We start from the raw sequence: 26552 nt of genomic DNA, 5'->3' as shown, positions 1-26552 counted from the left end.
CTGGTACCATCGAACTGCCGGAAGGCGTAGAGATGGTAATGCCGGGCGACAACATCAAAATGGTTGTTACCCTGATCCACCCGATCGCGATGGACGATGGTCTGCGTTTCGCAATCCGTGAAGGCGGCCGTACCGTTGGCGCGGGCGTTGTAGCTAAAGTTCTGGGCTAATTCGTTAGCTTTGAATTAAAAAGGGCGCTTCGGCGCCCTTTTTGCTGCTCGCTGTTCAGCGAAAGAACGTGTACGTCACGCCCTCCATAACGTGCGCTGCAGCGGATAATGAGTAAATAGTCTATTGTAATCATAACTATTCTCATTTAATATTTGTGCATAAATTGAACGGGAGTTTATATGTACGTTTGTTTGTGCAATGGCGTTAGCGATAAAAAAATTCGCCAGGTTGTTCGCCAGTTTCAACCGCAATCTTTTCAGCAATTACGTAAGTTTGTTCCCGTTGGAAATCAATGCGGTAAGTGTGTTCGTGCGGCACGCGAAGTGATGGAAGATGAATTAACCTCCATGCCGGAATTCAAAGAAATCGCCTGAACCCCGCGCTTCTCTTTTGACATCCCTATAGGCCGGACTACGCTTCAATAAGTGGAAGCGGAGGGACTATATAATGAAAGGTGATGTCAAAATCATAAGTTATCTCAATAAATTATTGGGAAATGAGCTGGTCGCAATTAATCAGTACTTTCTCCATGCGAGAATGTTCAAAAACTGGGGCCTTCTGCGCCTCAACGATATTGAGTACCACGAATCAATTGACGAAATGAAGCACGCCGATAAGTACATTGAGCGTATTCTTTTCCTCGAAGGTATCCCCAATCTCCAGGATCTCGGCAAACTTGGCATCGGTGAAGATGTGGAAGAGATGCTGCAGTCCGATTTAAGGCTGGAGCTGGAAGGTGCGCAAAACCTGCGCGAGGCGATCGCCTATGCCGACAGCGTCCATGACTATGTCAGCCGCGATATGATGATTGAGATCCTGGCGGATGAAGAAGGCCATATCGACTGGCTGGAAACCGAACTCGATCTGATTGGCAAAATTGGCCTGCAGAATTACCTGCAGTCGCAGATTAAAGTGTCAGACTAATCAGCGTTTGCCACCCGCACCAGAAACCTGCTGCCGTCAGAAATGGCCCAAATGGCAGCGGGTTGTCCTTTTCCCATTTTCTGTTGCCGCCGCACCTGGCGGACAGACCCAATACCACCCACGTCATGCCGGCGAGCAATGACGCTACCAGCACCAGCTGCGGCAGCATTCGCCAGCCATGCCAGGCCCCAAGGGCTGCGAGATATTTTATATCGCCATATCCTAATCCTTCATGTCCACGGACCCTGCGGTATAGCCAATAAAGGGCGGCAAACGAGAGATAGCCAGCTATAGCTCCCCAGACAGCCTCGTTGAGATGATGCGGCGCCAGACAGAGATAAAAAAGCAAGCCGCTCCACAGCAGGGGACAGGTGAAGCGGTCTGGCAGCAAGCCGTGACGCAGGTCCTGCTGACATAATACTAGCGTCAATCCGCTATAGCAGAGTAAGAAGGGGAGGGCGGAGAGCATGAGTAACCCCATGATGGTCAATGAACATAGCCTCACTATGCTTATTGGCCCAGCATGGCGCAAAATGCAATTTCCCAGAATGGATGGCGCAATGCAGCTTTATGGACAGCGTTACCGCCTTGCGCAGCGCACTATCGCGAAGACGCGCAAATCCCGGTGATGATTTTCTAAACAGCGCTTGCGTCGCGCCAGAATTTGCGTATAATGCGCGGGCCTGTCAAAGTTGACGGCCGGTTCGATATGAACCCTGATAGTGCTCTTGGCTATCAAACAATGTCCCCAATCGGGGGACTATGTAAGAACGGTTACACTCTCCCATCAATCGTAATGGGTATGAGGAGTAATCATTTCGTCTATAAAATAATTGGAGCTCTGGTCTCATGCAGAACCAAAGAATCCGTATCCGCCTTAAAGCGTTTGATCATCGTCTGATCGATCAATCAACCGCGGAAATCGTCGAGACTGCTAAGCGCACTGGTGCGCAAGTCCGTGGTCCGATCCCGCTGCCGACCCGCAAAGAGCGCTTTACCGTTCTGATCTCCCCGCACGTCAACAAAGATGCGCGTGATCAGTACGAGATTCGCACTCACAAGCGTCTGGTTGACATCGTTGAGCCAACTGAAAAAACCGTTGATGCTCTGATGCGTCTGGATCTGGCTGCCGGTGTAGACGTGCAGATCAGCCTGGGTTAATCAGGTCATCGAGCGATTGAGAGGTTGAAACAATGATTGGTTTAGTCGGTAAAAAAGTGGGCATGACCCGCATCTTCACTGAAGATGGCGTATCTATCCCAGTAACCGTAATCGAAGTTGAAGCAAACCGCGTTACTCAGGTTAAAGACCTGGCTAACGATGGCTACCGCGCAATCCAGGTTACCACCGGTGCTAAAAAAGCTAACCGTGTAACCAAGCCGGAAGCGGGTCACTTCGCTAAAGCTGGCGTTGAAGCTGGCCGTGGTCTGTGGGAATTCCGTCTTGCTGACGGCGAAGAATTCACCGTAGGTCAGGACATTAGCGTTGAACTGTTTGCTGACGTTAAAAAAGTTGACGTAACCGGTACCTCTAAAGGTAAAGGTTTTGCTGGTACCGTTAAGCGCTGGAACTTCCGTACCCAGGACGCTACTCACGGTAACTCCTTGTCTCACCGCGTTCCGGGTTCTATCGGTCAGAACCAGACTCCGGGCAAAGTGTTCAAAGGCAAGAAAATGGCAGGTCAGCTGGGTAATGAGCGTGTAACCGTTCAGAGCCTGGACGTAGTACGTGTTGACGCTGAGCGCAACCTGCTGCTGGTTAAAGGTGCTGTCCCGGGTGCTACCGGTAGCGACCTGATCGTTAAACCAGCTGTGAAGGCGTGAGGAGATAGCAATGGAATTAGTATTGAAAGACGCGCAGAGCGCGCTGACTGTTTCCGAAACTACCTTCGGTCGTGATTTCAACGAAGCGCTGGTACACCAGGTTGTTGTTGCTTATGCAGCTGGTGCGCGTCAGGGCACTCGTGCTCAGAAGACTCGTGCTGAAATCACTGGCTCCGGTAAAAAACCGTGGCGCCAGAAAGGTACCGGCCGTGCGCGTTCTGGTTCTATCAAGAGCCCGATCTGGCGTTCCGGTGGCGTGACCTTCGCTGCTCGTCCGCAGGACCACAGTCAAAAAGTTAACAAGAAGATGTACCGCGGCGCGCTGAAAAGCATTCTGTCCGAACTGGTACGTCAGGATCGTCTGATCGTTGTCGAGAAGTTCTCTGTTGAAGCGCCGAAAACTAAGCTGCTGGCACAGAAACTGAAAGACATGGCTCTGGAAGATGTGCTGATCATCACCGGTGAGCTGGACGAGAACCTGTTCCTGGCCGCACGTAACCTGCACAAGGTTGACGTACGTGATGCGAACGGTATCGACCCGGTTAGCCTGATCGCCTTCGACAAAGTCGTAATGACTGCTGATGCTGTTAAGCAAGTTGAGGAGATGCTGGCATGATTCGTGAAGAACGTCTGCTGAAGGTGCTGCGCGCACCGCACGTTTCTGAAAAAGCGTCTACTGCGATGGAAAAAACAAACACCATCGTTCTCAAAGTTGCTAAAGACGCGACCAAAGCAGAAATCAAAGCTGCTGTGCAGAAACTGTTTGAAGTCGAAGTCGAAGTCGTTAACACCCTGGTTGTTAAAGGGAAAGTTAAACGTCACGGACAGCGTATCGGTCGTCGTAGCGACTGGAAAAAAGCTTACGTCACCCTGAAAGAAGGCCAGAATCTGGACTTCGTTGGCGGCGCTGAGTAAGTCGGAGGAGTAATACAATGGCAGTTGTTAAATGTAAACCGACATCTCCGGGTCGTCGCCACGTCGTTAAAGTGGTTAACCCAGAGCTGCACAAGGGCAAACCTTTTGCTCCGTTGCTGGAAAAAAACAGCAAATCCGGTGGTCGTAACAACAATGGCCGTATCACCACCCGTCATATCGGTGGTGGCCACAAGCAGGCTTACCGTATTGTTGACTTCAAACGCAACAAAGATGGTATCCCGGCAGTTGTTGAACGTCTTGAGTACGATCCGAACCGCTCCGCGAACATCGCGCTGGTTCTGTACAAAGACGGCGAGCGCCGTTACATCCTGGCCCCGAAAGGCCTGAAAGCTGGTGACCAGATTCAGTCTGGCGTTGATGCTGCAATCAAAGCAGGCAACACCCTGCCGATGCGCAATATCCCGGTTGGTTCTACCGTTCATAACGTAGAAATGAAACCAGGTAAAGGCGGTCAGTTGGCACGTTCCGCTGGTACTTACGTTCAGATCGTTGCTCGCGACGGTGCTTATGTCACCCTGCGTCTGCGTTCTGGTGAAATGCGTAAAGTCGAAGCAGACTGCCGCGCTACTCTGGGCGAAGTTGGCAATGCTGAGCATATGCTGCGCGTTCTGGGTAAAGCAGGTGCTGCACGCTGGCGTGGTGTTCGTCCTACCGTTCGCGGTACTGCGATGAACCCAGTAGACCACCCACATGGTGGTGGTGAAGGTCGTAACTTTGGTAAGCACCCGGTATCCCCGTGGGGCCTGCAGACCAAAGGTAAGAAGACCCGCAGCAACAAGCGTACTGATAAATTCATCGTACGTCGCCGTAGCAAATAATTTTAGAGGATAAGCCATGCCACGTTCTCTCAAGAAAGGTCCTTTTATTGACCTGCACTTGCTGAAGAAGGTAGAGAAAGCGGTGGAAAGCGGAGACAAGAAGCCCCTGCGCACTTGGTCCCGTCGTTCAACGATCTTTCCTAACATGATCGGTTTGACCATCGCTGTCCATAATGGTCGTCAGCACGTTCCAGTCTTTGTTTCCGACGAAATGGTTGGTCACAAACTGGGTGAATTCGCACCGACTCGTACTTATCGCGGCCACGCTGCTGATAAAAAAGCGAAGAAGAAATAAGGTAGGAGGAAGAGATGGAAACTTTAGCTCAACATCGCCATGCTCGTTCTTCTGCTCAGAAGGTTCGCCTCGTAGCTGACCTGATTCGCGGTAAGAAAGTGTCGCAGGCCCTGGATATTCTGACCTACACCAACAAAAAAGCTGCTGTACTGGTCAAGAAGGTACTGGAATCTGCCATTGCTAACGCTGAACACAACGATGGCGCTGACATTGATGATCTGAAAGTTGCGAAAATTTTCGTAGACGAAGGCCCGAGCATGAAGCGCATTATGCCGCGTGCTAAAGGTCGTGCAGATCGCATCCTGAAGCGCACCAGCCACATCACTGTGGTTGTGTCCGATCGCTGAGACTCTGGAGACTAGCAATGGGTCAGAAAGTACATCCTAATGGTATTCGCCTGGGTATTGTCAAACCATGGAACTCTACCTGGTTCGCGAACACCAAAGAATTCGCTGACAACCTGGACAGCGATTTTAAAGTACGTCAGTTCCTGACAAAAGAACTGGCTAAAGCGTCTGTATCTCGCATCGTTATCGAGCGTCCGGCTAAGAGCATCCGTGTGACCATTCACACTGCTCGCCCGGGTATCGTTATCGGTAAGAAAGGCGAAGACGTAGAAAAACTGCGCAAGGTCGTAGCGGATATCGCTGGCGTACCTGCACAGATCAATATTGCCGAAGTTCGTAAGCCTGAACTGGACGCTAAATTGGTTGCTGACAGCATCACTTCTCAGCTGGAACGTCGCGTTATGTTCCGTCGTGCGATGAAGCGTGCTGTACAGAACGCAATGCGTCTGGGCGCTAAAGGTATCAAAGTTGAAGTTAGCGGCCGTCTGGGCGGCGCGGAAATCGCACGTACCGAATGGTACCGTGAAGGTCGCGTACCGCTGCACACTCTGCGTGCTGACATCGACTACAACACCTCTGAAGCGCACACCACTTACGGTGTAATCGGCGTTAAGGTATGGATCTTCAAAGGTGAGATCCTGGGTGGTATGGCTGCTGTTGAACAACCGGAACCGGCTGCTCAACCTAAAAAGCAGCAGCGTAAAGGCCGTAAATAAGGAGCGTCGCTGATGTTACAACCAAAGCGTACAAAATTCCGTAAAGTGCACAAAGGCCGCAACCGTGGTCTGGCGCAGGGTACGGATGTTAGCTTCGGCACTTTCGGTCTGAAAGCTGTTGGCCGTGGTCGTCTGACTGCCCGTCAGATCGAAGCAGCACGTCGTGCTATGACCCGTGCAGTTAAGCGTCAAGGTAAGATCTGGATCCGTGTATTCCCGGACAAACCGATCACCGAGAAGCCGCTGGAAGTTCGTATGGGTAAAGGTAAAGGTAACGTGGAGTACTGGGTTGCCTTGATTCAGCCGGGTAAAGTCCTGTATGAAATGGACGGCGTACCGGAAGAGCTGGCCCGTGAAGCATTCGGCCTGGCAGCAGCGAAACTGCCGATCAAAACCACCTTTGTAACTAAGACGGTGATGTAATGAAAGCAAAAGAGCTGCGTGAAAAAAGCGTTGAAGAGCTGAACGCTGAGCTGCTGAACCTGCTGCGTGAGCAGTTCAACCTGCGTATGCAGGCTGCAAGTGGCCAGCTGCAACAGACTCATCTGCTGAAGCAAGTGCGTCGTGATGTTGCACGCGTTAAGACTTTACTGACTCAGAAGGCGGGTGCGTAATGACCGATAAAATCCGTACTCTGCAAGGTCGCGTAGTTAGCGACAAAATGGAGAAATCCATTGTTGTTGCTATCGAACGTATGGTGAAACACCCGGTATACGGCAAATTCATCAAACGTACGACCAAACTGCACGTACATGACGAGAACAACGAATGCGGTATCGGTGACGTGGTTGAAATCCGCGAATGCCGTCCGCTGTCCAAGACTAAGTCCTGGACGCTGGTTCGCGTTGTAGAGAAAGCGGTTCTGTAATAGAGTACGCATTCTCGATACGGATAAACGGCTCAGCGATGAGCCGTTTATTTTTTCTACCCATATCTGGTTTGTGGTGTTATAATGCCGCGCCCTCGATATGGGGCTTTTTAACGACCCTAATTTTCGGGTCTCAGTAGTAGTTGACATTAGCGGAGCACTAAAATGATCCAAGAACAGACTATGCTGAACGTCGCCGACAACTCCGGTGCACGTCGCGTAATGTGTATCAAGGTTCTGGGTGGCTCGCACCGTCGCTACGCAGGCGTAGGCGACATCATCAAGATCACCATCAAGGAAGCAATTCCACGTGGTAAGGTCAAAAAAGGTGATGTGCTGAAGGCGGTAGTGGTGCGCACCAAGAAGGGTGTTCGTCGCCCGGACGGTTCTGTCATTCGCTTCGATGGTAATGCATGCGTTATTCTTAACAATAACAGCGAGCAGCCTATCGGTACGCGTATTTTTGGGCCGGTAACTCGTGAACTTCGTACCGAGAAGTTCATGAAAATTATCTCTCTGGCACCAGAAGTACTCTAAGGAGCGAATCATGGCAGCTAAAATCCGTCGTGATGACGAAGTTATCGTGTTAACCGGTAAAGATAAAGGTAAACGCGGTAAAGTAAAAAATGTCCTGTCTTCCGGCAAGGTCATTGTTGAAGGTATCAACCTGGTTAAGAAACATCAGAAGCCGGTTCCGGCCCTGAACCAACCAGGCGGCATTGTAGAGAAAGAAGCAGCTATTCAGATCTCTAACCTTGCTATCTTCAACGCGGCAACCGGCAAGGCTGACCGTGTAGGCTTTAGATTCGAAGACGGCAAAAAAGTCCGTTTCTTCAAATCTAATAGCGAAACTATCAAGTAATTTGGAGTAGTACGATGGCGAAACTGCATGATTACTACAAAGACGAAGTAGTCGCTAAACTCATGACTGAGTTTAACTACAATTCTGTCATGCAAGTCCCTCGGGTCGAGAAGATCACCCTGAACATGGGTGTTGGTGAAGCGATCGCTGACAAGAAACTGCTGGATAACGCAGCAGCTGACCTGACAGCAATCTCCGGTCAAAAACCGCTGATCACCAAAGCACGCAAATCAGTTGCAGGCTTCAAAATCCGTCAGGGCTATCCGATCGGCTGTAAAGTAACTCTGCGCGGCGAGCGCATGTGGGAGTTCTTTGAGCGCCTGATCACTATTGCTGTACCGCGTATCCGTGACTTCCGTGGCTTGTCCGCTAAGTCTTTCGACGGTCGTGGTAACTACAGCATGGGTGTCCGTGAGCAGATCATCTTCCCAGAAATCGACTACGATAAAGTCGACCGCGTTCGTGGTTTGGATATTACCATTACCACTACTGCGAAATCTGATGAAGAAGGCCGCGCTCTGCTGGCTGCCTTTGACTTCCCGTTCCGCAAGTAAGGTAGGGTTACTTAATGGCTAAGCAATCAATGAAAGCACGCGAAGTAAAGCGCGTGGCTTTAGCTGATAAATTCTTCGCTAAACGCGCTGAACTGAAAGCTATCATCTCTGATGTGAACGCAACCGACGAAGATCGTTGGAACGCTGTTCTCAAGCTGCAGACTCTGCCGCGTGATTCCAGCCCGTCTCGTCAGCGTAATCGCTGCCGTCAAACAGGTCGTCCGCATGGTTTCCTGCGGAAGTTCGGGTTGAGCCGTATTAAGGTCCGTGAAGCCGCTATGCGCGGTGAAATCCCGGGTCTGAAAAAGGCTAGCTGGTAATTGTCACCAATTGAATCACGGGAGTAAAGACAGATGAGCATGCAAGATCCGATCGCGGATATGCTGACCCGTATCCGTAACGGTCAGGCCGCGAATAAAGCTGCGGTCACCATGCCTTCCTCCAAGCTGAAAGTGGCAATTGCCAACGTGCTGAAGGAAGAAGGCTTTATTGAAGATTTTAAAGTTGAAGGCGACATCAAGCCGGAACTGGAACTGACTCTTAAGTATTTCCAGGGTAAAGCTGTTGTAGAAAGCATTCAGCGTGTCAGCCGCCCAGGTCTGCGCATCTACAAACGTAAAGATGAGCTGCCGAAAGTTATGGCGGGTCTGGGTATCGCAGTTGTTTCTACCTCTAAAGGTGTTATGACTGATCGTGCAGCGCGCCAGGCTGGTCTTGGTGGCGAAATTATCTGCTACGTAGCCTAATCGGAGGAAAAAATGTCTCGTGTTGCTAAAGCACCGGTCGTTGTTCCTGCCGGCGTTGATGTTAAAGTCAACGGTCAGGTTATTACGATCAAAGGTAAAAATGGCGAGCTGACTCGTACTCTCAACGATGCTGTTGAAGTTAAACATGCAGATAATGCTCTGACCTTCGGTCCGCGTGATGGTTACGTAGACGGATGGGCTCAGGCTGGTACCGCGCGTGCCCTGCTGAACTCAATGGTTATCGGTGTTACCGAAGGCTTCACTAAAAAGCTTCAGCTGGTTGGTGTAGGCTATCGTGCAGCGGTTAAAGGGGATGTAGTAAACCTGGCTTTAGGTTTCTCTCATCCTGTTGAACACAAGCTGCCGGCCGGTATCACTGCAGAATGTCCGACTCAAACTGAAATCGTGCTGAAAGGCGCTGATAAGCAGGTGATCGGCCAGGTTGCAGCAGATCTGCGCGCCTACCGTCGTCCTGAGCCTTATAAAGGCAAGGGTGTTCGTTACGCCGACGAAGTCGTGCGTACCAAAGAGGCTAAGAAGAAGTAAGGTAACACTATGGATAAGAAATCTGCTCGTATCCGTCGTGCGACCCGCGCACGCCGCAAGCTCCAGGAGCTGGGTGCAACTCGCCTGGTGGTACATCGTACCCCGCGTCATATTTACGCACAGGTAATTGCTCCGAATGGTTCTGAAGTTCTGGTAGCTGCTTCTACTGTAGAAAAAGCTATCTCTGAACAACTGAAGTACACCGGTAACAAAGACGCGGCCGCAGCTGTGGGTAAAGCTGTTGCTGAACGCGCTCTGGAAAAAGGCATCAAAGATGTTTCCTTTGACCGTTCCGGGTTCCAATATCATGGTCGTGTCCAGGCACTGGCAGATGCTGCCCGTGAAGCTGGCCTTCAGTTCTAAGGTAGAGGTGTAAGATGGCTCACATCGAAAAACAAGCTGGCGAACTGCAGGAAAAGCTGATCGCGGTAAACCGCGTATCTAAAACCGTTAAAGGTGGTCGTATTTTCTCCTTCACAGCTCTGACTGTTGTTGGCGATGGTAACGGTCGCGTTGGTTTTGGTTACGGTAAAGCGCGTGAAGTTCCAGCAGCGATCCAGAAAGCGATGGAAAAAGCCCGTCGCAATATGATTAACGTCGCGCTGAACAACGGCACCCTGCAACACCCGGTTAAAGGTGTTCACACGGGTTCTCGTGTATTCATGCAGCCAGCTTCCGAAGGTACCGGTATCATCGCCGGTGGTGCAATGCGCGCCGTTCTGGAAGTTGCTGGGGTTCATAACGTTCTGGCTAAAGCATACGGTTCCACCAACCCGATCAACGTGGTTCGTGCAACTATTGATGGCCTGGAAAATATGAATTCTCCAGAAATGGTCGCTGCCAAGCGTGGTAAATCCGTTGAAGAAATTCTGGGGAAATAAACCATGGCAAAGACTATTAAAATTACTCAAACCCGCAGTGCAATCGGTCGTCTGCCGAAACACAAGGCAACACTGCTTGGCCTGGGTCTGCGTCGTATTGGTCACACCGTAGAGCGCGAGGATACTCCTGCTGTTCGTGGTATGGTCAACGCGGTTTCCTTCATGGTTAAAGTTGAGGAGTAAGAGATGCGTTTAAATACTCTGTCTCCGGCCGAAGGCTCCAAAAAGGCGGGTAAACGCCTGGGTCGTGGTATCGGTTCTGGCCTCGGTAAAACCGGTGGTCGTGGTCACAAAGGTCAGAAGTCTCGTTCTGGCGGTGGCGTACGTCGCGGTTTCGAGGGTGGTCAGATGCCTCTGTACCGTCGTCTGCCGAAATTCGGCTTCACTTCTCGTAAAGCGATGATCACCGCAGAGATCCGTCTCTCCGATCTGGCTCACGTAGAAGGCGATGTAGTAGACCTGAACGCGCTGAAAGCGGCTAACATTATCGGCGTCCAGATCGAGTTCGCGAAAGTGATCCTGTCTGGTGAAGTAGCTCGTCCGGTAACTGTTCGTGGCCTGCGTGTGACTAAAGGTGCTCGTGCTGCTATCGAAGCTGCTGGCGGTAAAATTGAGGAATAAGTAGCAGATGGCTAAACAACCGGGATTAGATTTTCAAAGTGCCAAAGGTGGCCTTGGCGAGCTGAAACGCAGACTTCTGTTTGTGGTCGGTGCGCTGATAGTGTTCCGTATTGGCTCTTTTATTCCGATCCCTGGTATTGATGCCGCTGTACTTGCCAAACTGCTTGAGCAACAGCGAGGCACCATCATTGAAATGTTCAACATGTTCTCTGGTGGTGCTCTCAGCCGTGCTTCTATCTTTGCACTGGGGATTATGCCGTACATCTCGGCATCTATCATCGTGCAACTGCTGACGGTGGTTTACCAACCGCTGGCAGAACTGAAGAAAGAAGGGGAGTCTGGTCGTCGTAAGATCAGCCAGTACACCCGCTACGGTACTCTGGTGCTGGCGATATTCCAGTCGATCGGTATTGCTACCGGTCTGCCGAATATGCCTGGTATGCAGGGCCTGGTGATTAATCCAGGCTTTGCGTTCTATTTCACCGCTGTTGTAAGTCTGGTCACAGGGACTATGTTCCTGATGTGGCTCGGCGAACAGATCACTGAGCGCGGTATCGGTAACGGTATCTCGATCCTGATCTTCGCCGGGATCGTTGCGGGACTCCCGCCGGCCATCGCCCATACTATCGAGCAAGCGCGTCAAGGCGACCTGCACTTCCTCCTGTTGCTGTTGGTTGCAGTATTAGTATTTGCAGTGACCTTCTTTGTTGTATTCGTTGAACGTGGTCAACGCCGCATTGTGGTAAACTACGCGAAACGGCAGCAGGGTCGTCGTGTCTATGCTGCACAGAGCACACATTTACCGCTGAAAGTGAATATGGCGGGGGTAATCCCGGCAATCTTCGCTTCCAGTATTATACTGTTCCCGGCAACCATCACGTCATGGTTCGGGGGTGGTACTGGTTGGAACTGGCTGACAACAATTTCGCTGTATTTGCAGCCTGGGCAACCGCTTTATGTGTTACTCTATGCGTCTGCAATCATCTTCTTCTGTTTCTTCTACACGGCGTTGGTTTTCAACCCGCGTGAAACAGCAGATAACCTGAAGAAGTCCGGTGCATTTGTACCAGGAATTCGTCCGGGAGAGCAAACGGCGAAGTATATCGATAAAGTGATGACTCGCCTGACTCTGGTTGGTGCGTTGTATATTACTTTTATCTGCCTGATCCCGGAGTTCATGCGTGACGCGATGAAAGTGCCGTTCTACTTCGGTGGAACATCGCTGCTTATCGTTGTTGTCGTGATTATGGACTTTATGGCTCAAGTGCAAACTCTGATGATGTCCAGTCAGTATGAGTCTGCATTGAAGAAGGCGAACCTGAAAGGCTACGGCCGTTAAAACTGGTCGCCCGAGAAGTTACGGAGAGTAAAAATGAAAGTTCGTGCTTCCGTCAAGAAATTATGCCGTAACTGCAAAATCGTTAAGCGTGATGGCGTCATCCGTGTGATTTGCAGTGCCGAGCCGAAGCATAAACAGCGCCAAGGCTGATTTATTCGCATATTTTTCTTGCAAAGTTGGATTGAGCTGGCTAGATTAGCCAGCCAATCTTTTGTATGTCTGTACGTTTCCATTTGAGTATCCTGAAAACGGGCTTTTCAGCATGGTACGTACATATTAAATAGTAGGAGTGCATAGTGGCCCGTATAGCAGGCATTAACATTCCTGATCACAAACATACCGTAATCGCTTTAACCGCTATTTTCGGTATCGGCAAAACCCGTTCTAAAGCTATCTGCGCTGAAACGGGCATCGCTGAAAATGTTAAGATCAGTGAGCTGTCTGAAGAACAAATTGATATTCTGCGTGAAGCAGTAGGTAAATTTGTCGTTGAAGGTGATCTGCGCCGTGAAATCACCCTGAGCATCAAGCGTCTGATGGACCTTGGTTGCTACCGTGGTTTACGCCATCGTCGTGGTCTTCCGGTTCGCGGTCAGCGTACCAAGACCAACGCACGTACCCGTAAGGGTCCGCGTAAACCGATCAAGAAATAATCGGGGTGATTGAATAATGGCAAAGGCACCAGTTCGTGCACGTAAGCGTGTAAGAAAACAAGTCTCTGATGGCGTGGCTCATATCCATGCTTCTTTTAACAACACCATCGTTACTATTACTGATCGTCAGGGTAACGCACTGGGTTGGGCAACAGCCGGTGGTTCCGGTTTCCGTGGTTCTCGCAAATCCACTCCGTTTGCAGCTCAGGTTGCAGCAGAGCGTTGCGCAGAAGCCGTAAAAGAATACGGCATCAAGAATCTGGAAGTTATGGTCAAAGGTCCGGGTCCGGGTCGCGAATCTACCATTCGTGCACTGAACGCCGCTGGTTTCCGCATCACTAATATTACTGATGTGACTCCGATCCCTCATAACGGTTGTCGTCCGCCGAAGAAACGTCGCGTATAACGCTACGTTTTCCAGGTTAGTTGGAGAAAGAAAATGGCAAGATATTTGGGTCCTAAGCTCAAGCTGAGCCGTCGTGAGGGCACCGACTTATTCCTTAAGTCTGGCGTTCGCGCGATCGATACCAAGTGTAAAATTGAACAAGCTCCTGGCCAGCACGGTGCGCGTAAACCGCGTCTGTCTGACTATGGTGTGCAGTTGCGTGAAAAGCAAAAAGTTCGCCGTATGTACGGTGTGCTGGAGCGTCAGTTCCGTAACTACTATAAAGAAGCAGCACGTCTGAAAGGCAACACCGGTGAAAACCTGTTGGCTCTGCTGGAAGGTCGTCTGGACAACGTTGTATACCGTATGGGCTTCGGCGCCACTCGTGCTGAAGCACGCCAGCTGGTTAGCCACAAAGCGATTATGGTAAACGGTCGTGTTGTTAACATCGCTTCTTATCAGGTTAAAGCGAATGACGTTGTCAGCATTCGTGAGAAAGCGAAAAAGCAATCTCGCGTGAAAGCCGCTCTGGAGCTGGCTGAGCAGCGTGAAAAGCCAACCTGGCTGGAAGTTGATGCTGGCAAGATGGAAGGTACGTTCAAGCGTCAGCCGGAGCGTTCTGATCTGTCTGCGGACATTAACGAACACCTGATCGTCGAGCTTTACTCCAAGTAAAGCTTAGTACCAAAGAGAGGACACAATGCAGGGTTCTGTGACAGAGTTTCTAAAACCGCGCCTGGTCGATATCGAGCAAGTGAGTTCGACGCACGCCAAGGTGACCCTTGAGCCTTTAGAGCGTGGCTTCGGCCATACTCTGGGTAACGCACTGCGCCGTATTCTGCTCTCATCGATGCCGGGTTGCGCGGTGACCGAGGTTGAGATTGATGGTGTACTGCACGAGTACAGCACCAAAGAAGGCGTTCAGGAAGACATCCTTGAAATCCTGCTCAACCTGAAAGGGCTGGCGGTGAGAGTTCAGGGTAAAGATGAAGTCATCCTTACTTTGAATAAATCTGGCATTGGCCCTGTGACTGCAGCCGACATTACCCACGACGGTGATGTCGAAATCGTCAAGCCGCAGCACGTGATTTGCCACCTGACTGATGAGAACGCTGCTATTAGCATGCGTATCAAAGTTCAGCGCGGTCGCGGTTATGTGCCGGCTTCTGCCCGAATTCATTCGGAAGAAGATGAGCGCCCAATCGGCCGTCTGCTGGTCGACGCCTGCTACAGCCCTGTAGAGCGTATTGCCTACAATGTTGAAGCTGCGCGTGTAGAACAGCGTACCGACCTGGACAAGCTGGTCATCGAAATGGAAACCAACGGCACAATCGATCCTGAAGAGGCGATTCGTCGTGCGGCAACCATTCTGGCTGAACAACTGGAAGCTTTTGTTGACTTACGTGATGTACGTCAGCCAGAAGTGAAAGAAGAGAAACCAGAGTTCGATCCGATCCTGCTGCGCCCTGTTGACGATCTGGAATTGACTGTCCGCTCTGCTAACTGCCTCAAGGCAGAAGCTATCCACTATATCGGTGATCTGGTACAGCGTACCGAGGTTGAGTTGCTGAAAACGCCGAACCTGGGTAAAAAATCTCTTACTGAGATTAAAGACGTGCTGGCTTCCCGTGGACTGTCTCTGGGCATGCGCCTGGAAAACTGGCCACCAGCAAGCATTGCTGACGAGTAACCGGATCACAGGTTAAGGTTTTACTGAGAAGGATAAGGTCATGCGCCATCGTAAGAGTGGTCGTCAACTGAACCGCAACAGCAGCCATCGCCAGGCTATGTTCCGTAACATGGCAGGTTCGCTGGTTCGTCATGAAATCATCAAGACGACCCTGCCGAAAGCGAAAGAACTGCGTCGCGTAGTTGAGCCGCTGATTACTCTTGCCAAGACTGATAGCGTTGCTAATCGTCGTCTGGCATTCGCCCGCACTCGTGATAACGAGATCGTGGCAAAACTGTTTAACGAGCTGGGCCCGCGTTTCGCGAGCCGCGCCGGTGGTTACACTCGCATTCTGAAGTGTGGCTTCCGTGCAGGCGACAACGCGCCGATGGCATACATCGAGCTGGTTGATCGTGCTGAGCCGAAAGCAGAAGCTGCTGCAGAGTAATCTGTAGTAACGTAAAAAAACCCGCCTCGGCGGGTTTTTTTATATCTACCTTATCCCCACTTCACTACACTATCTGTACTCTTTTTGTTCATCCCCGGAGCCGTAGAATGTGGTTACTGGATCAGTGGGCGGAACGCCATATCCTCGATGCCCAAGCTAAAGGTGAGTTCGATTGTTTACCCGGCAGCGGCGAACCGCTGACTCTCGATGACGATTCGCATGTGCCGACGGAGCTGCGGGCAGGCTATCGCCTTCTGAAGAATGCTGGGTGCCTCCCCCCGGAGCTGGAGCAGCGTAGGGAAGCGGTGGCACTGGCTGATTTACTGAAGGGCGTCCGTCAGGACGATCCGCGTCATGCTGAACTCAGTAAACGGCTTGCCTTGCTCGAACTGAAGCTTCGTCAGACTGGCCTGAGCACTGACTTTTTACGCGGTGAGTATGCCGATGCTTTGCTACAAAGAATGAATCAGGAGTAAATATGTATCGTATTGGTGAGCTGGCTAAGCTGGCTGACGTCACGCCAGATACCATCCGTTATTATGAGAAACAGCAAATGATGGATCATGATGTGCGCACCGAAGGGGGATTTCGTCTTTACTCGGATAACGATCTTCAGCGGCTACGCTTTATTCGCTATGCCCGTCAGCTGGGCTTCACACTGGAAGCGATCCGCGAATTGTTGTCGATCCGCATCGATCCAGAGCACCATACCTGCCAGGAATCGAAAGGGATCGTTCAGGCGCGATTAAGCGAAGTTGAGGCACGGATCAAAGAGTTACAGACAATGCGTCGCTCTCTACAGCGGCTTAATGATGCCTGCTGCGGGACTGCGCACAGTAGTGTTTATTGTTCGATCCTCGAGGCCCTTGAACAAGGCGCCAGCAATGGCAGTACTACGGGCCGTTGATTTTTTCATCGCGTGGATCTACACTCGCGCGGAATTCACACATGCACTGGAGTTACTATGAGTCGCTATCAGCATACCAAAGGGCAAATTAAAGATAACGCCATTGAGGCACTTCTCCACGATCCGTTATTCAGGCAGCGCGTTGAGAAAAACAAGAAAGGGAAAGGGAGCTATCAACGTAAAGATAAACATGCAGGAAGGATTGACCGGGAGGCCAGTGGCAAGCAAGCGAATCGCTTTTTTACCACTGGCCTTCTGCTTTCTGTGCTGATTAAGAACGGTTGTTTTGTTCTTTCAGCAGATCGCGAATTTCACTCAACAGGACTTCTTCTTTAGAAGGAGCTGGCGGTGCCGCCGGAGCCTCTTCTTTCTTACGATTTAACTTATTCATCAGTTTGATCGCCATGAAGATGGCAAACGCGACGATGATGAAATCGAAAACGTTCTGAATGAATACCCCATAATGCATCACGACAGCAGGGACATCGCCCTGGGCATCACGTAGCGTGACGGCAAACTGTTTAAAATCGATCCCGCCAATCAACAGGCCGAGTGGTGGCATAATAATATCTGCGACCAGCGATGAAACAATTTTACCGAATGCTGCACCGATGATCACACCCACTGCCAAATCGACAACGTTCCCGCGCATCGCGAATTCGCGAAACTCTTTTAAAAAACTCATTTTATTCTCCTTGTGCCAGCTGACGTTGTAAGTTTAACAAATGTATTTTCATTTGCCATTACCAGTAGATAGTTACCGCAAATTATTAACCTTTGAATAATAAGGGATAATAAAAAGGCGCCTGTCCGGCGCCCTGGGAATTACAGGAAGAAAGGACTTGGCTGGAACAGCCTTTCTACATCGGAAATAAACTTTTTGTCGGTCAAAAACATGATCACATGATCGCCCTGCTCGATCCGCAGATTATTATTCGCGATCATAACGTCGTTGCCACGCACGACGGCGCCGATGATCGTACCTGGCGGAAGCTTGATCTCATCGATCGAACGTCCTACTACCCGCGAGGTGCTTTCATCGCCGTGTGCGACTGCCTCGATCGCTTCGGCAACACCGCGGCGCAGGGAGGAGACGCCGACAATATCGGCTTTACGGACATGGCTGAGGAGTGCGGAAATTGTAGCCTGCTGAGGCGATATCGCAATATCGATGACGCTGCCCTGGACCAGATCAACATAGGCTTTGCGCTGGATCAGCACCATCACTTTTTTCGCCCCCATCCGTTTGGCCAGCATCGCAGACATAATATTTGCTTCGTCATCGTTTGTGACGGCAATAAACAGGTCCACCTGATCAATATGCTCTTCAGCCAGCAGCTCCTGGTCCGATGCATCACCGTAGAAGACGATTGTATGCTGCAGCTTTTCCGCAAGCTCAGCAGCTCGCTGCTGATTACGTTCGATAAGCTTGACGCTGTAATCTTTTTCCAGCTTATGGGCCAGACCCGCACCAATATTGCCGCCGCCGACCAGCATAATACGCTTATACGGCTTTTCCAGTCGCTGCAGCTCACTCATGACTGCGCGAATATGCTGCGAGGCGGCAATAAAGAATACTTCATCGCCGGCTTCCACAATCGTCGAACCCTGTGGGCGAATAGGACGATCGTGGCGGAAAATAGCGGCCACACGCGTATCGATATGCGGCATATGCTCCCGCATGGTGGACAACGCATTCCCTACCAGCGGACCACCGTAATAGGCTTTTACTACGGCGAGGCTGACTTTCCCTTCGGCGAAGTTCACGACCTGAAGCGCGCCAGGATATTCGATCAGGCGGTGAATATTGTCGATGACCAGCTGTTCCGGGGCGATTAAGTGATCGATGGGCACCGCTTCAGAATTGAAGAGTTTATCCGCATCACGAACGTAATCAGGCGCACGAATACGGGCTATACGGTTTGGGGTATTGAATAATGAGTAGGCGACCTGGCAGGCCACCATATTGGTTTCATCCGAACTGGTGACCGCTACCAGCATATCGGCATCATCGGCCCCCGCCTCCCGCAGTACGCGAGGGTGAGAGCCATGTCCCTGGACGACACGCAGGTCGAACTTATCCTGCAGGCTGCGCAGACGGTCGCCATTGGTATCAACCAGCGTAATATCATTGTTCTCGCCGACGAGGTTTTCCGCCAGCGTGCCGCCGACCTGGCCGGCGCCCAGAATAATAATCTTCATCTGCAATGACCCATTAGTTCTGACGTTTGATTAGCTTAGCGTAAAAGAAGCCATCACCTTCTTCCGGGCCCGGCAGATTTTGCTGCCCGGGACTCTCCGGCGTGCCGGTTGCGTGAAGTTCTGCATCCGGGGTTCGCGCGAGGAAGGCGGCAATTTGCTGGCTATTCTCTTCCGGCAGAATAGAACAGGTAGCATACACCAGCGTGCCGCCTGGCTTCAGATGTGGCCAGGTGGCATTCAGGATCTCGGCCTGCAGCTGGGCTAATTCGGCGATATCCCGATCCCGGCGCAACCACTTGATATCAGGATGACGGCGAATGACGCCGGTGGCGGAGCAGGGGGCATCCAGCAGAATACGATCGAACTGTTCGTTGCCACACCACTGCTCAGGGAAGCGACCATCGCCCTGTTTGACTTCGGCTTTCATGCCCAGCCGTTTCAGGTTGTCATAGACGCGTGACAGACGCTGTTCATCAATATCCACCGCCATGACCTGAGCCTGCGGGGCAACCTCCAGAATATGCGTCGTCTTGCCGCCCGGTGCGGCGCAAAGATCGAGAATGCGTTCGCCATTTTCTGGCAGCAGGTATCGCATACAGCCCTGGGCCGAGGCATCCTGGACGGTGACCCAGCCTTCGGCAAAACCTGGCAACGCAAGGACCGGGGCAGGGGTGGCCATACGCACGGCGTCCGGATAGTCAGGATGGGTGAAGCCCTCTAAGCCGGCCTCTTTAAGCAGAGCAAGCCATTCATCCCGGGAATGATGGTTGCGGTTAACGCGCAGCCACATCGGCGGGCGCTGGTTGTTCGCATCGACGATCTCTTGCCACTGCTGCGGCCAGGCCTGCTGCAGGCGTTTCAGCAGCCATTTGGGATGAAGATAGCGGTTTTCATGCTCAGCAAATTCGGCTAATAACGCTTCCTGCTGGCGCTGGAACTGGCGTAGCACGCCGTTGATCAGCCCTTTAAGCTGCGGGCGTTTAATGGCCACCGCGCCTTCTACCGTTTCCGCCAGTGCGGCATGCGGAGGAATACGGGTATAGAGCAACTGATAAAGTCCAACCATGATCAGAAAATGCACGGTGCGCTGTTTGCCGGTCATCGGACGCGCCATCAGCTTGTTGATAAGCCACTCAAGCTGACTGAGCGTACGCAGTACGCCAAAGCACAGCTCCTGCAACAGCGCTTTGTCTTTATCGCTGACTTTCTGCTGCAGAGGGGGCAGAACGTTACTCAAAGACTGACCTTGTTCAACCACTTGCTCGATAGCCTGGGCGGCCAGACTGCGTAAATTTATTTTGTTTTTCATAAGCGCAAAAATAAAAATGCCCGGCTAACCCGGGCCTTAGAAGAGACGACCGTCAGTCGAGACGGGTACCTGGGATGAACCACTCCCGGCGGGAATTGAGTAAGTCCTGCGAGCTCATCGCTTTTTTACCCGCGGGCTGTAGTGATTCCAGACTGAGGATCCCATCACCGGTGGCGACCTGGATACCCTGTTTGGTTGCTGCCACTATCGTTCCCGGCTCGGTGTGCGTGGCTTCGGCAATAACCGATGCCCGCCAGACTTTGACTGGCTGCCCGTCAATCTCAAGCCAGCTCATTGGCCACGGATTAAACGCCCGGATGCAACGTTCCAGCTGTGCAGCGGAAAGCGACCAGTCGATGCGGGCCTCTTCTTTACTCAGCTTCTCGGCATAACTGACGAGTGACTCGTCCTGGACTTCAGGCTGCGCCGTCCCGTTTGCCAGTTGCGCTAAGGTTGTCAGCAGTCCCTGTGGGCCGAGATCGGCCAGCTTATCGTACAGGCTGCCGCTGGTATCCTCAGCGGTAATGGGGCAGGAAAGCTTATACAGCATGTCACCCGTATCAAGGCCGACGTCCATCTGCATGATGGTCACGCCGGTTTCACTATCGCCCGCCCACAGTGAACGCTGGATCGGCGCGGCGCCACGCCAGCGCGGCAGCAGGGAGCCATGAACGTTGATACAGCCCAGACGCGGCATGTCAAGCACCGTTTTTGGCAGAATCAGACCATACGCCACCACCACCATGATATCGGCGCCCAAATCGGCGACGAGCTGTTGGTTCTCCTGCGGACGAAGAGACGATGGCTGGAATACGGGGACGTCATGGGCTTCAGCCAGCACTTTTACCGGGCTCGGCATCAATTTTTTGCCGCGTCCCGCGGGACGGTCTGGCTGAGTAAACACGCCAACGACCTGATGTTCAGACGACAACAACGCGTCAAGATGACGCGCTGCAAAATCGGGGGTGCCGGCGAAAATGATACGTAGTGAATGTGACACGGTATTCCTTGTTATCAGGCACGGGAACGTAAACGATCCAGTTTCTCAACCTTCTGACGAATGCGCTGTTGTTTGAGCGGTGACAGATAGTCAATAAACAGTTTGCCAACCAGGTGATCCATTTCATGCTGGATACAGATAGCCAGCAGGCCATCGGCCTCCAGCTCAAACGGCTTACCGTCGCGATCCAGCGCACGGATCTTCACTTTTTCCGCACGGGGTACCAGAGCACGCTGTTCCGGAATGGACAAGCAGCCTTCTTCAATACCTGTTTCGCCGTCTTTTTCCAGCAACTCCGGGTTGATTAACACCAGCCGCTCTTCACGGTTTTCCGACACATCGATAACGATGATGCGCTGATGGATATCGACCTGGGTTGCGGCCAGACCGATGCCTTCCTCGGCGTACATGGTGTCGAACATATCATCGACGATACGCTGAATTTCCGCATTCACTTCTTTGACCGGCTCGGCGACTTTGCGAAGGCGCTCGTCCGGAATATGTAACACTTGCAAAACTGCCATAAAGTTCCAGAGTCGTATTCAGGAGTTGATAAGATTATTAGCTCTATTCTAGACAAAACCCCCTGCAATTGACAGTCTCACTGTCCAATCGCAAAGATTGTCAATGCCGCTTATGGCAGGGGGTAAGGATGACGCCCGACGAGATTTGGCTGCGGCTGATGAAGGTCAGTAATTTGTATGGCGACAGGATGCTGGATATCGCGCAGCGGTTATGCGCAGCCGCTTCCGTTGATAGTGAAGCGCTGCATGCCGTTGGGATGACGGCGGCGCAGGCGAAGCCATTTTTACGGTTTGACGAGCGTGAGCTTGACGAGACGCGGCGCTGGCTGGAACACCCGGATCATCATCTGTTACGGGCCGACGATCCGCGCTATCCGTTGCGGCTAAGGGCTATCGCTGATTACCCCGGCGCGTTGCTGGTCAGTGGCGACCCCGCCCTGCTTCACAGCGCGCAGCTTGCCGTTATTGGCAGCCGTTTGCACTCCTGGTATGGCGCTCGCTGGGGAAAACTGTTCAGCGAAACGCTGGCGCGTAGAGGGATCACTATCACCAGTGGGCTGGCGTTAGGCATTGATGGGGTCGCGCACCGCGGGGCGCTGGCCGTAGAGGGGAAAACCATCGCGGTGCTGGGCAACGGGCTGGAACAGATCTATCCGCGGCGCCATGCAAACCTCGCCCAACAGGTCATCGACAATGGCGGTACGCTGGTATCTGAGTTTCCACTCATTACGCCGCCGCTTCCCGCTCATTTTCCCCGACGTAACCGTATTATCAGCGGCTTAAGTCTGGGCGTGCTGGTGATTGAGGCGGCGTTGAGAAGCGGATCGTTGGTCACCGTCCGCTGCGCCCTGGAGCAGGGAAGAGATGTGTTCGCCCTGCCAGGCCCGATTGGTAACCCGGGATCTGAAGGCCCGCACTGGTTAATCAAGCAAGGCGCGGTACCAGTGACCTCGCCAGAGGATATCGTGGAGTACTGGCAAACCGAGCTGGCCTGGCTTACTGATACGTCTGATTCGATAAATAATTGCGCCGATCAGCCGTCTGTAGCATTGCCATTTCCGGAGCTCCTGGCTAACGTAGGAGATGAGGTAACACCTGTTGACGTTGTCGCTGAACGTGCCGGCCAATCTGTGCCAGTAACCGTAGCTCAGCTACTTGAACTGGAGTTAGCAGGCTGGATCGCAGCTGTACCCGGCGGCTATGTCCGATTAAGGAGGGCAAGCCATGTTCGACGTACTCATGTATTTGTTTGAAACTTACATCCATAACGAAGCAGAAATGCGCGTGGATCAGGACAAACTGACGCGGGATCTTACCGATGCGGGTTTCGAGCGGGAAGATATCTATAACGCGTTAATGTGGCTCGAGAAACTGGCTGATTATCAGGAAGGTCTCGTTGAACCCATGCAGCTCGCTTCCGACCCGCTGTCGCTTCGGGTGTATACCGAAGAAGAGTGCCAGCGTCTGGATGCCAGTTGCCGTGGATTTTTACTCTTCCTCGAGCAAATTCAGGTGTTGAACCTCGAAACGCGAGAAATGGTGATAGAGCGCGTACTGGCGCTGGATACGGCAGAATTTGAACTGGAAGACCTGAAATGGGTCATCCTGATGGTACTGTTCAACATTCCGGGCTGTGAAAACGCCTATCAGCAAATGGAAGAATTACTCTTCGAAGTAAATGAAGGTATGCTGCATTAATCTTTTTGCAGCAACATCGAGTTGTTATGACCAAATCAGCACTGTTTTCGGTGCGTAAAAATGAGCCCTGCCCGCAGTGCGGGGCTGAACTGGTGATCCGTTCCGGGAAACATGGCCCGTTTCTCGGCTGTTCACATTATCCGGACTGTGACTATATCCGTCCCCTGAAAAGTCAGGCGGACGGTCATATCGTTAAGGTGCTGGAGGGACAGGAGTGCCCATCGTGCGGCGCTGTCATGGTGTTACGCCAGGGGCGCTTTGGTATGTTTATCGGCTGCAGTCGCTATCCCGAATGCGAACATACCGAGCTGATTGATAAACCCGATGAGACCGCTATTGCCTGTCCACAATGCGGACAGGGTCATCTGGTCCAGCGTCGCTCGCGTTTCGGTAAAACCTTTCATTCCTGCGATCGCTACCCTGATTGCCAGTTCGTTATCAATTTTAAACCGGTAGCGGGCGAATGCCCTGAATGCCATTACCCGCTATTAATAGAAAAGAAAACGGCGCAGGGCGTTAAACGCTTTTGCGCCAGTAAACAATGTGGAAAGCCGATCCCGGCGGAATAAATCAGTGAACAATAACCTGCCCTCAGAAACCGTCGCCCATGCCGTGGCGGTACTGAAAAATGAACATGTCATCGCCTACCCCACGGAAGCCGTTTTTGGCGTTGGCTGCGATCCAGACAGCAAAACGGCCGTCATGCGCCTGCTGGAGTTGAAGCAGCGTCCTGTTGACAAGGGATTGATCCTTATCGCCGCCAGCTTTGAGCAGTTGAAGCCTTATGTTGATGATTCACGGTTAAGTGACTCGCAGCGGGACGCTATCTTTTCCTGCTGGCCAGGACCGGTGACGTTCGTATTCCCTGCGCGTCCCGAAACGCCGCGCTGGCTGACGGGGCGTTTTGATTCGCTGGCCGTACGCGTGACTAACCATCCGCTGGTGATTGAATTGTGCGAAGCTTACGGAAAACCGCTGGTCTCGACGAGCGCCAATCTCACCGGGCAGCCACCGTGTCGTACCACCGTAGAGGTCCATGCTCAGTTTGGTGACAGCTTCCCGGTCGTGGATGGCGCCACGGGGGGACGGCAAAATCCTTCTGAAATTCGTGATGCCCTGACGGGTGAACTGTTCCGCCAGGGGTGAACCATGGAAACCTACGCTGTTTTTGGTAATCCGATCGCGCACAGCAAGTCGCCTTCCATTCATCAGCTTTTTGCCCGCCAGTTAGGGATTACTCATCCTTATGGACGTGTGCTGGCGCCGCTGGACGATTTTGTCTCTTCTCTGAATCAGTTCTTTGCAGAAGGAGGAAAGGGGGCCAACGTCACCGTTCCTTTTAAAGAGGAAGCTTTTGCACGCGCTGACGAGCTGACAGAACGCGCTGCGCTGGCGGGAGCAGTAAACACCCTGAAACGGCTGGAAGATGGCCGTTTACTGGGGGACAACACCGACGGTATTGGCCTCCTGAGCGATCTGGAACGCCTGGGGTTCATTAAGCCGCGCCAGCGGATCCTGCTTGTAGGTGCTGGTGGCGCATCACGCGGGGTGCTTTTGCCACTTCTGTCGCTGGAATGTGCCGTCACGATCGTGAATCGCACCTATTCTCGTGCCCATGAGTTAGCCACTCTCTTCGCCCATACCGGGAGCGTCAGCGCAAGGGAGATGGATACCTTATCCGGGGAAACATTCGATCTGATCATCAATGCGACGTCCAGTGGAATAGACGGTGATGTACCGGCTATCCCGACATCTGTTGTCAACGCTGACGTGTATTGCTATGACATGTTTTACCAGAAAGGGCCGACACCGTTTCTTCAGTGGTGCCAGCAGCATGGCGCAACCCGCTGTGCTGATGGGCTGGGAATGCTGGTGGCGCAAGCCGCCCATGCTGTTCTGCTATGGCACGGCGTCCTGCCGGCTATCGCTCCCGTCATCGAAACGTTGCAGCGGGAACTGAATGCATGAATCAGGCGATTCAGTTTCCTGATCGGGAATCATGGGATGACGAACGGCAGGGCGTGGTTTTTCCTGCGCTGGTCAATGGGATGCAATTAACCTGCGCAATTTCAGGGCAGATCCTGCAGCAGCGTTTTGGCGCAGAGGGGCCAGCGCAGTGGCTGGCCGCCTTCCAGGAACATCGTTGGGATCTAGAGGAAGAGGCGGAAGCATTGATCCGCGATGGTCAGGAAGATGTTCAGGGCTGGATCTGGTTATCCTGATCCAGGTATTCATTTTTCCATTTTACATAGTTATTTGCTGAATACTTGAGACCTTCCCGTTCCGTCTCCGTCAGGGGGCGGATCTGTTTGACCGGATTGCCGAAGTAAAGGTAGCCGCTTTCCAGCTGTTTGTTCTGCGGTACCAAACTGCCTGCACCAATCATGACGTCATCGCCAACCACGACACCATCTAACAAGATCGAACCCATACCAACCAGTACGCGGTTGCCGATAGTGCAGCCGTGCAGCATCACTTTATGACCAACAGTCACATCCTCACCAATGATCAGCGGATTTCCCTCCGGCTTATAAGAGGACTTATGGGTCACATGGAGAACGCTACCGTCCTGAATATTGCTGCGTTGTCCTATTGATACATAGTTGACGTCGCCACGAATGGCCACCAGAGGCCAGACGCTGACATCATCGGCAATTCTGACATCACCAATGACGACGCTGGATGCATCAATCATGACGCGAAGACCGATTTGTGGGAAAAATGCTTTATAGGGGCGCAGCTGAGCAGACATATAGACCTCAAAATACGGGAACGTAAGAAGACTTTGGTGGCTTTTATCTCCGTGTGCAACCCCTGAAAACGGTGAAAATTGAGCAAATCGTGCAATTACGCGACGAAAAGGGTGAAAAATCACCATTCAGAAAAAAAGATCGAAAAAAGGCTTGTGCAAAAAAATGGGATCCCTATAATGCGCTCCCACTGACACGGCAGATGTGAATCACTTCACACAAACAGCCGGTTCGGTTGAAGAGAAAAATCCTGAAATTCAGGGTTGACTCTGAAAGAGGAAAGCGTAATATACGCCACCTCGCGACAGAGCGCTAAAGCGCGTCGCAACTGCTCTTTAACAATTTATCAGACAATCTGTGTGGGCACTCAAAGTGACATGGATTCTTAACGTCCTCGGACGAAAAATGAATACCAAGTCTCTGAGTGAACATACGTAATTCATTACGAAGTTTAATTCACGAGCATCAAACTTAAATTGAAGAGTTTGATCATGGCTCAGATTGAACGCTGGCGGCAGGCCTAACACATGCAAGTCGAGCGGTAGCACAGAGAGCTTGCT

At 52.0% G+C, this 26552-nt stretch carries 46 protein-coding genes, 1 rRNA gene and 1 pseudogene; 41 read left to right on the top strand and 7 right to left on the bottom strand.

Annotated features, from left to right (window positions below; all coding sequences use genetic code 11):
- The 3 genes and pseudogenes from tuf to bfr all read left to right on the top strand — a co-directional run.
- Positions 1 to 170: pseudogene (tuf, locus tag CWM54_RS27570) on the top strand (elongation factor Tu); the annotation flags it as partial.
- Positions 171 to 350: 180 nt separating this feature from the next.
- Entirely contained in the window at positions 351 to 545 is a 195-nt protein-coding gene (gene bfd, locus CWM54_RS27565; RefSeq protein ID WP_071839028.1) for a bacterioferritin-associated ferredoxin, read from the top strand.
- Between the two features lie 73 nt (positions 546 to 618).
- The gene (bfr, locus tag CWM54_RS27560; RefSeq protein WP_061153134.1) at positions 619 to 1095 is read left to right on the top strand and encodes a bacterioferritin; all 477 of its coding nucleotides are present in this window, start codon (positions 619 to 621) and stop codon (positions 1093 to 1095) included.
- On the opposite strand, the gene CWM54_RS27555 is transcribed toward bfr, so the two are convergent.
- Complete coding sequence (locus CWM54_RS27555; protein ID WP_100682207.1) at positions 1079 to 1564, bottom strand: prepilin peptidase; 486 nt, start codon at positions 1562 to 1564, stop codon at positions 1079 to 1081. The two genes, bfr and CWM54_RS27555, sit on opposite strands and share 17 nt — an antisense overlap.
- Before the next feature lie 380 nt (positions 1565 to 1944).
- On the opposite strand from CWM54_RS27555, the gene rpsJ reads away from it, so the two are divergent.
- The 31 genes from rpsJ (at position 1945) to CWM54_RS27400 (ending at position 16845) form a co-directional block, all read left to right on the top strand.
- The gene (gene rpsJ, locus CWM54_RS27550) at positions 1945 to 2256 is read left to right on the top strand and encodes a 30S ribosomal protein S10 (RefSeq protein ID WP_001181005.1); all 312 of its coding nucleotides are present in this window, start codon (positions 1945 to 1947) and stop codon (positions 2254 to 2256) included.
- A 32-nt stretch (positions 2257 to 2288) separates the two neighbouring features.
- Positions 2289 to 2918 carry a 50S ribosomal protein L3 gene (gene rplC, locus CWM54_RS27545; RefSeq protein WP_061153136.1) on the top strand — a complete coding sequence of 210 codons (630 nt, stop codon included), beginning with the start codon at positions 2289 to 2291 and terminating at the stop codon, positions 2916 to 2918.
- 10 nt (positions 2919 to 2928) lie between these two features.
- Positions 2929 to 3534 (top strand): 50S ribosomal protein L4, encoded by a 606-nt coding sequence (gene rplD, locus CWM54_RS27540; protein WP_002919794.1) that lies wholly within the window; start codon positions 2929 to 2931, stop codon positions 3532 to 3534.
- Positions 3531 to 3833 (top strand): 50S ribosomal protein L23, encoded by a 303-nt coding sequence (gene rplW, locus CWM54_RS27535; RefSeq protein WP_000617546.1) that lies wholly within the window; start codon positions 3531 to 3533, stop codon positions 3831 to 3833. Before rplD ends, rplW begins: the two co-directional genes overlap by 4 nt.
- Before the next feature lie 17 nt (positions 3834 to 3850).
- Positions 3851 to 4672 carry a 50S ribosomal protein L2 gene (rplB, locus tag CWM54_RS27530; RefSeq protein WP_002919786.1) on the top strand — a complete coding sequence of 274 codons (822 nt, stop codon included), beginning with the start codon at positions 3851 to 3853 and terminating at the stop codon, positions 4670 to 4672.
- Positions 4673 to 4688: 16 nt separating this feature from the next.
- Positions 4689 to 4967, top strand: coding sequence for a 30S ribosomal protein S19 (gene rpsS, locus CWM54_RS27525; protein WP_001138115.1), 279 nt, complete (start codon positions 4689 to 4691; stop codon positions 4965 to 4967).
- A gap of 14 nt (positions 4968 to 4981) precedes the next feature.
- On the top strand, positions 4982 to 5314 hold the full coding sequence (gene rplV, locus CWM54_RS27520; RefSeq protein WP_002919773.1) for a 50S ribosomal protein L22: 333 nt from the start codon (positions 4982 to 4984) through the stop codon (positions 5312 to 5314).
- A 17-nt stretch (positions 5315 to 5331) separates the two neighbouring features.
- The gene (rpsC, locus tag CWM54_RS27515) at positions 5332 to 6030 is read left to right on the top strand and encodes a 30S ribosomal protein S3 (protein ID WP_002919766.1); all 699 of its coding nucleotides are present in this window, start codon (positions 5332 to 5334) and stop codon (positions 6028 to 6030) included.
- 12 nt (positions 6031 to 6042) lie between these two features.
- Entirely contained in the window at positions 6043 to 6453 is a 411-nt protein-coding gene (rplP, locus tag CWM54_RS27510; RefSeq protein WP_002919759.1) for a 50S ribosomal protein L16, read from the top strand.
- On the top strand, positions 6453 to 6644 hold the full coding sequence (gene rpmC, locus CWM54_RS27505; RefSeq protein WP_002919754.1) for a 50S ribosomal protein L29: 192 nt from the start codon (positions 6453 to 6455) through the stop codon (positions 6642 to 6644). The genes rplP and rpmC overlap by 1 nt, the downstream gene beginning before the upstream one ends.
- The gene (rpsQ, locus tag CWM54_RS27500) at positions 6644 to 6898 is read left to right on the top strand and encodes a 30S ribosomal protein S17 (protein WP_004106347.1); all 255 of its coding nucleotides are present in this window, start codon (positions 6644 to 6646) and stop codon (positions 6896 to 6898) included. The genes rpmC and rpsQ overlap by 1 nt, the downstream gene beginning before the upstream one ends.
- A 165-nt stretch (positions 6899 to 7063) precedes the next feature.
- Positions 7064 to 7435, top strand: a complete 372-nt coding sequence (gene rplN / locus CWM54_RS27495) for a 50S ribosomal protein L14 (RefSeq protein ID WP_002919748.1) — start codon at positions 7064 to 7066, stop codon at positions 7433 to 7435.
- A gap of 10 nt (positions 7436 to 7445) precedes the next feature.
- Positions 7446 to 7760, top strand: coding sequence for a 50S ribosomal protein L24 (gene rplX, locus CWM54_RS27490; RefSeq protein ID WP_003031122.1), 315 nt, complete (start codon positions 7446 to 7448; stop codon positions 7758 to 7760).
- A 14-nt stretch (positions 7761 to 7774) separates the two neighbouring features.
- The gene (gene rplE / locus CWM54_RS27485; protein WP_003031123.1) at positions 7775 to 8314 is read left to right on the top strand and encodes a 50S ribosomal protein L5; all 540 of its coding nucleotides are present in this window, start codon (positions 7775 to 7777) and stop codon (positions 8312 to 8314) included.
- Between the two features lie 14 nt (positions 8315 to 8328).
- The gene (gene rpsN, locus CWM54_RS27480; protein ID WP_002919667.1) at positions 8329 to 8634 is read left to right on the top strand and encodes a 30S ribosomal protein S14; all 306 of its coding nucleotides are present in this window, start codon (positions 8329 to 8331) and stop codon (positions 8632 to 8634) included.
- A 33-nt stretch (positions 8635 to 8667) separates the two neighbouring features.
- Positions 8668 to 9060: a 30S ribosomal protein S8 gene (gene rpsH, locus CWM54_RS27475; protein ID WP_008807048.1), complete on the top strand. Its 393-nt coding sequence runs from the start codon at positions 8668 to 8670 to the stop codon at positions 9058 to 9060.
- Positions 9061 to 9072: 12 nt separating this feature from the next.
- A complete protein-coding gene (gene rplF / locus CWM54_RS27470) occupies positions 9073 to 9606 on the top strand; it encodes a 50S ribosomal protein L6 (protein ID WP_008807049.1) in 534 nt (177 codons plus the stop codon).
- Between the two features lie 9 nt (positions 9607 to 9615).
- The gene (rplR, locus tag CWM54_RS27465) at positions 9616 to 9969 is read left to right on the top strand and encodes a 50S ribosomal protein L18 (protein WP_006817270.1); all 354 of its coding nucleotides are present in this window, start codon (positions 9616 to 9618) and stop codon (positions 9967 to 9969) included.
- Positions 9970 to 9983: 14 nt separating this feature from the next.
- Positions 9984 to 10487 (top strand): 30S ribosomal protein S5, encoded by a 504-nt coding sequence (rpsE, locus tag CWM54_RS27460; protein ID WP_000940121.1) that lies wholly within the window; start codon positions 9984 to 9986, stop codon positions 10485 to 10487.
- Positions 10488 to 10490: 3 nt separating this feature from the next.
- The gene (rpmD, locus tag CWM54_RS27455; RefSeq protein ID WP_001140434.1) at positions 10491 to 10670 is read left to right on the top strand and encodes a 50S ribosomal protein L30; all 180 of its coding nucleotides are present in this window, start codon (positions 10491 to 10493) and stop codon (positions 10668 to 10670) included.
- Between the two features lie 3 nt (positions 10671 to 10673).
- Positions 10674 to 11108 carry a 50S ribosomal protein L15 gene (gene rplO, locus CWM54_RS27450; RefSeq protein ID WP_061153137.1) on the top strand — a complete coding sequence of 145 codons (435 nt, stop codon included), beginning with the start codon at positions 10674 to 10676 and terminating at the stop codon, positions 11106 to 11108.
- 7 nt (positions 11109 to 11115) lie between these two features.
- Positions 11116 to 12447: a preprotein translocase subunit SecY gene (gene secY / locus CWM54_RS27445; RefSeq protein WP_008807050.1), complete on the top strand. Its 1332-nt coding sequence runs from the start codon at positions 11116 to 11118 to the stop codon at positions 12445 to 12447.
- Positions 12448 to 12480: 33 nt separating this feature from the next.
- Entirely contained in the window at positions 12481 to 12597 is a 117-nt protein-coding gene (rpmJ, locus tag CWM54_RS27440) for a 50S ribosomal protein L36 (protein ID WP_000868187.1), read from the top strand.
- Positions 12598 to 12743: 146 nt separating this feature from the next.
- Entirely contained in the window at positions 12744 to 13100 is a 357-nt protein-coding gene (gene rpsM, locus CWM54_RS27435) for a 30S ribosomal protein S13 (RefSeq protein ID WP_002919259.1), read from the top strand.
- 16 nt (positions 13101 to 13116) lie between these two features.
- Positions 13117 to 13506 carry a 30S ribosomal protein S11 gene (gene rpsK, locus CWM54_RS27430; protein ID WP_004388621.1) on the top strand — a complete coding sequence of 130 codons (390 nt, stop codon included), beginning with the start codon at positions 13117 to 13119 and terminating at the stop codon, positions 13504 to 13506.
- Between the two features lie 33 nt (positions 13507 to 13539).
- Complete coding sequence (gene rpsD, locus CWM54_RS27425) at positions 13540 to 14160, top strand: 30S ribosomal protein S4 (protein WP_002919224.1); 621 nt, start codon at positions 13540 to 13542, stop codon at positions 14158 to 14160.
- A 25-nt stretch (positions 14161 to 14185) separates the two neighbouring features.
- A complete protein-coding gene (locus tag CWM54_RS27420; protein ID WP_002919219.1) occupies positions 14186 to 15175 on the top strand; it encodes a DNA-directed RNA polymerase subunit alpha in 990 nt (329 codons plus the stop codon).
- A gap of 40 nt (positions 15176 to 15215) precedes the next feature.
- Positions 15216 to 15602: a 50S ribosomal protein L17 gene (gene rplQ, locus CWM54_RS27415; RefSeq protein ID WP_002919206.1), complete on the top strand. Its 387-nt coding sequence runs from the start codon at positions 15216 to 15218 to the stop codon at positions 15600 to 15602.
- 107 nt (positions 15603 to 15709) lie between these two features.
- Complete coding sequence (locus CWM54_RS27410) at positions 15710 to 16078, top strand: DUF1992 domain-containing protein (protein WP_100682206.1); 369 nt, start codon at positions 15710 to 15712, stop codon at positions 16076 to 16078.
- Between the two features lie 2 nt (positions 16079 to 16080).
- Positions 16081 to 16509: a Zn(2+)-responsive transcriptional regulator gene (gene zntR / locus CWM54_RS27405; protein WP_061153139.1), complete on the top strand. Its 429-nt coding sequence runs from the start codon at positions 16081 to 16083 to the stop codon at positions 16507 to 16509.
- Between the two features lie 57 nt (positions 16510 to 16566).
- Positions 16567 to 16845, top strand: coding sequence for an alternative ribosome-rescue factor A (locus CWM54_RS27400; RefSeq protein WP_071839029.1), 279 nt, complete (start codon positions 16567 to 16569; stop codon positions 16843 to 16845).
- On the opposite strand, the gene mscL is transcribed toward CWM54_RS27400, so the two are convergent.
- From mscL to def, 5 genes are all read right to left on the bottom strand, one after another.
- Positions 16781 to 17194 carry a large-conductance mechanosensitive channel protein MscL gene (gene mscL, locus CWM54_RS27395; RefSeq protein WP_004145325.1) on the bottom strand — a complete coding sequence of 138 codons (414 nt, stop codon included), beginning with the start codon at positions 17192 to 17194 and terminating at the stop codon, positions 16781 to 16783. The genes CWM54_RS27400 and mscL overlap by 65 nt on opposite strands.
- Positions 17195 to 17334: 140 nt before the next feature.
- The gene (gene trkA, locus CWM54_RS27390; RefSeq protein WP_061153140.1) at positions 17335 to 18711 is read right to left on the bottom strand and encodes a Trk system potassium transporter TrkA; all 1377 of its coding nucleotides are present in this window, start codon (positions 18709 to 18711) and stop codon (positions 17335 to 17337) included.
- Positions 18712 to 18724: 13 nt separating this feature from the next.
- On the bottom strand, positions 18725 to 20020 hold the full coding sequence (gene rsmB / locus CWM54_RS27385; protein WP_061153141.1) for a 16S rRNA (cytosine(967)-C(5))-methyltransferase RsmB: 1296 nt from the start codon (positions 20018 to 20020) through the stop codon (positions 18725 to 18727).
- Between the two features lie 52 nt (positions 20021 to 20072).
- Positions 20073 to 21020 (bottom strand): methionyl-tRNA formyltransferase, encoded by a 948-nt coding sequence (gene fmt / locus CWM54_RS27380; RefSeq protein WP_061153142.1) that lies wholly within the window; start codon positions 21018 to 21020, stop codon positions 20073 to 20075.
- 14 nt (positions 21021 to 21034) lie between these two features.
- Complete coding sequence (gene def / locus CWM54_RS27375) at positions 21035 to 21544, bottom strand: peptide deformylase (RefSeq protein WP_008807058.1); 510 nt, start codon at positions 21542 to 21544, stop codon at positions 21035 to 21037.
- A 128-nt stretch (positions 21545 to 21672) separates the two neighbouring features.
- Here def and dprA point away from each other — a divergent pair, with 128 nt between their 5' ends.
- From dprA to CWM54_RS27345, 6 genes are read left to right on the top strand one after another with little or no spacing between them, the layout of a single operon-like run.
- On the top strand, positions 21673 to 22797 hold the full coding sequence (gene dprA / locus CWM54_RS27370; protein WP_100682204.1) for a DNA-protecting protein DprA: 1125 nt from the start codon (positions 21673 to 21675) through the stop codon (positions 22795 to 22797).
- Positions 22769 to 23242 (top strand): DUF494 family protein Smg, encoded by a 474-nt coding sequence (gene smg / locus CWM54_RS27365; RefSeq protein WP_008807060.1) that lies wholly within the window; start codon positions 22769 to 22771, stop codon positions 23240 to 23242. Before dprA ends, smg begins: the two co-directional genes overlap by 29 nt.
- 26 nt (positions 23243 to 23268) lie before the next feature.
- Positions 23269 to 23811, top strand: a complete 543-nt coding sequence (locus CWM54_RS27360) for a type I DNA topoisomerase (RefSeq protein WP_048272070.1) — start codon at positions 23269 to 23271, stop codon at positions 23809 to 23811.
- Between the two features lie 4 nt (positions 23812 to 23815).
- Positions 23816 to 24388 (top strand): L-threonylcarbamoyladenylate synthase type 1 TsaC, encoded by a 573-nt coding sequence (gene tsaC, locus CWM54_RS27355; RefSeq protein ID WP_061153144.1) that lies wholly within the window; start codon positions 23816 to 23818, stop codon positions 24386 to 24388.
- 3 nt (positions 24389 to 24391) lie between these two features.
- Positions 24392 to 25210 carry a shikimate dehydrogenase gene (gene aroE, locus CWM54_RS27350; RefSeq protein ID WP_061153145.1) on the top strand — a complete coding sequence of 273 codons (819 nt, stop codon included), beginning with the start codon at positions 24392 to 24394 and terminating at the stop codon, positions 25208 to 25210.
- The gene (locus CWM54_RS27345) at positions 25207 to 25464 is read left to right on the top strand and encodes a DUF1488 domain-containing protein (protein ID WP_061153146.1); all 258 of its coding nucleotides are present in this window, start codon (positions 25207 to 25209) and stop codon (positions 25462 to 25464) included. Before aroE ends, CWM54_RS27345 begins: the two co-directional genes overlap by 4 nt.
- Here CWM54_RS27345 and CWM54_RS27340 read toward each other — a convergent pair.
- Positions 25440 to 25994, bottom strand: a complete 555-nt coding sequence (locus CWM54_RS27340; RefSeq protein ID WP_008807065.1) for a gamma carbonic anhydrase family protein — start codon at positions 25992 to 25994, stop codon at positions 25440 to 25442. The genes CWM54_RS27345 and CWM54_RS27340 overlap by 25 nt on opposite strands.
- Positions 25995 to 26465: 471 nt before the next feature.
- On the opposite strand from CWM54_RS27340, the gene CWM54_RS27335 reads away from it, so the two are divergent.
- A 16S ribosomal RNA gene (locus tag CWM54_RS27335) occupies positions 26466 to 26552 on the top strand; the annotation flags it as partial.

It is taken from the genome of Klebsiella sp. D-Nf1, from assembly GCF_002810515.1.
In the GTDB taxonomy this organism is placed as follows: domain Bacteria; phylum Pseudomonadota; class Gammaproteobacteria; order Enterobacterales; family Enterobacteriaceae; genus Klebsiella; species Klebsiella variicola.
The sequence above is the reverse complement of the archived record's forward strand: the minus strand, read 5'-3'. Positions and strand labels throughout refer to the sequence as shown.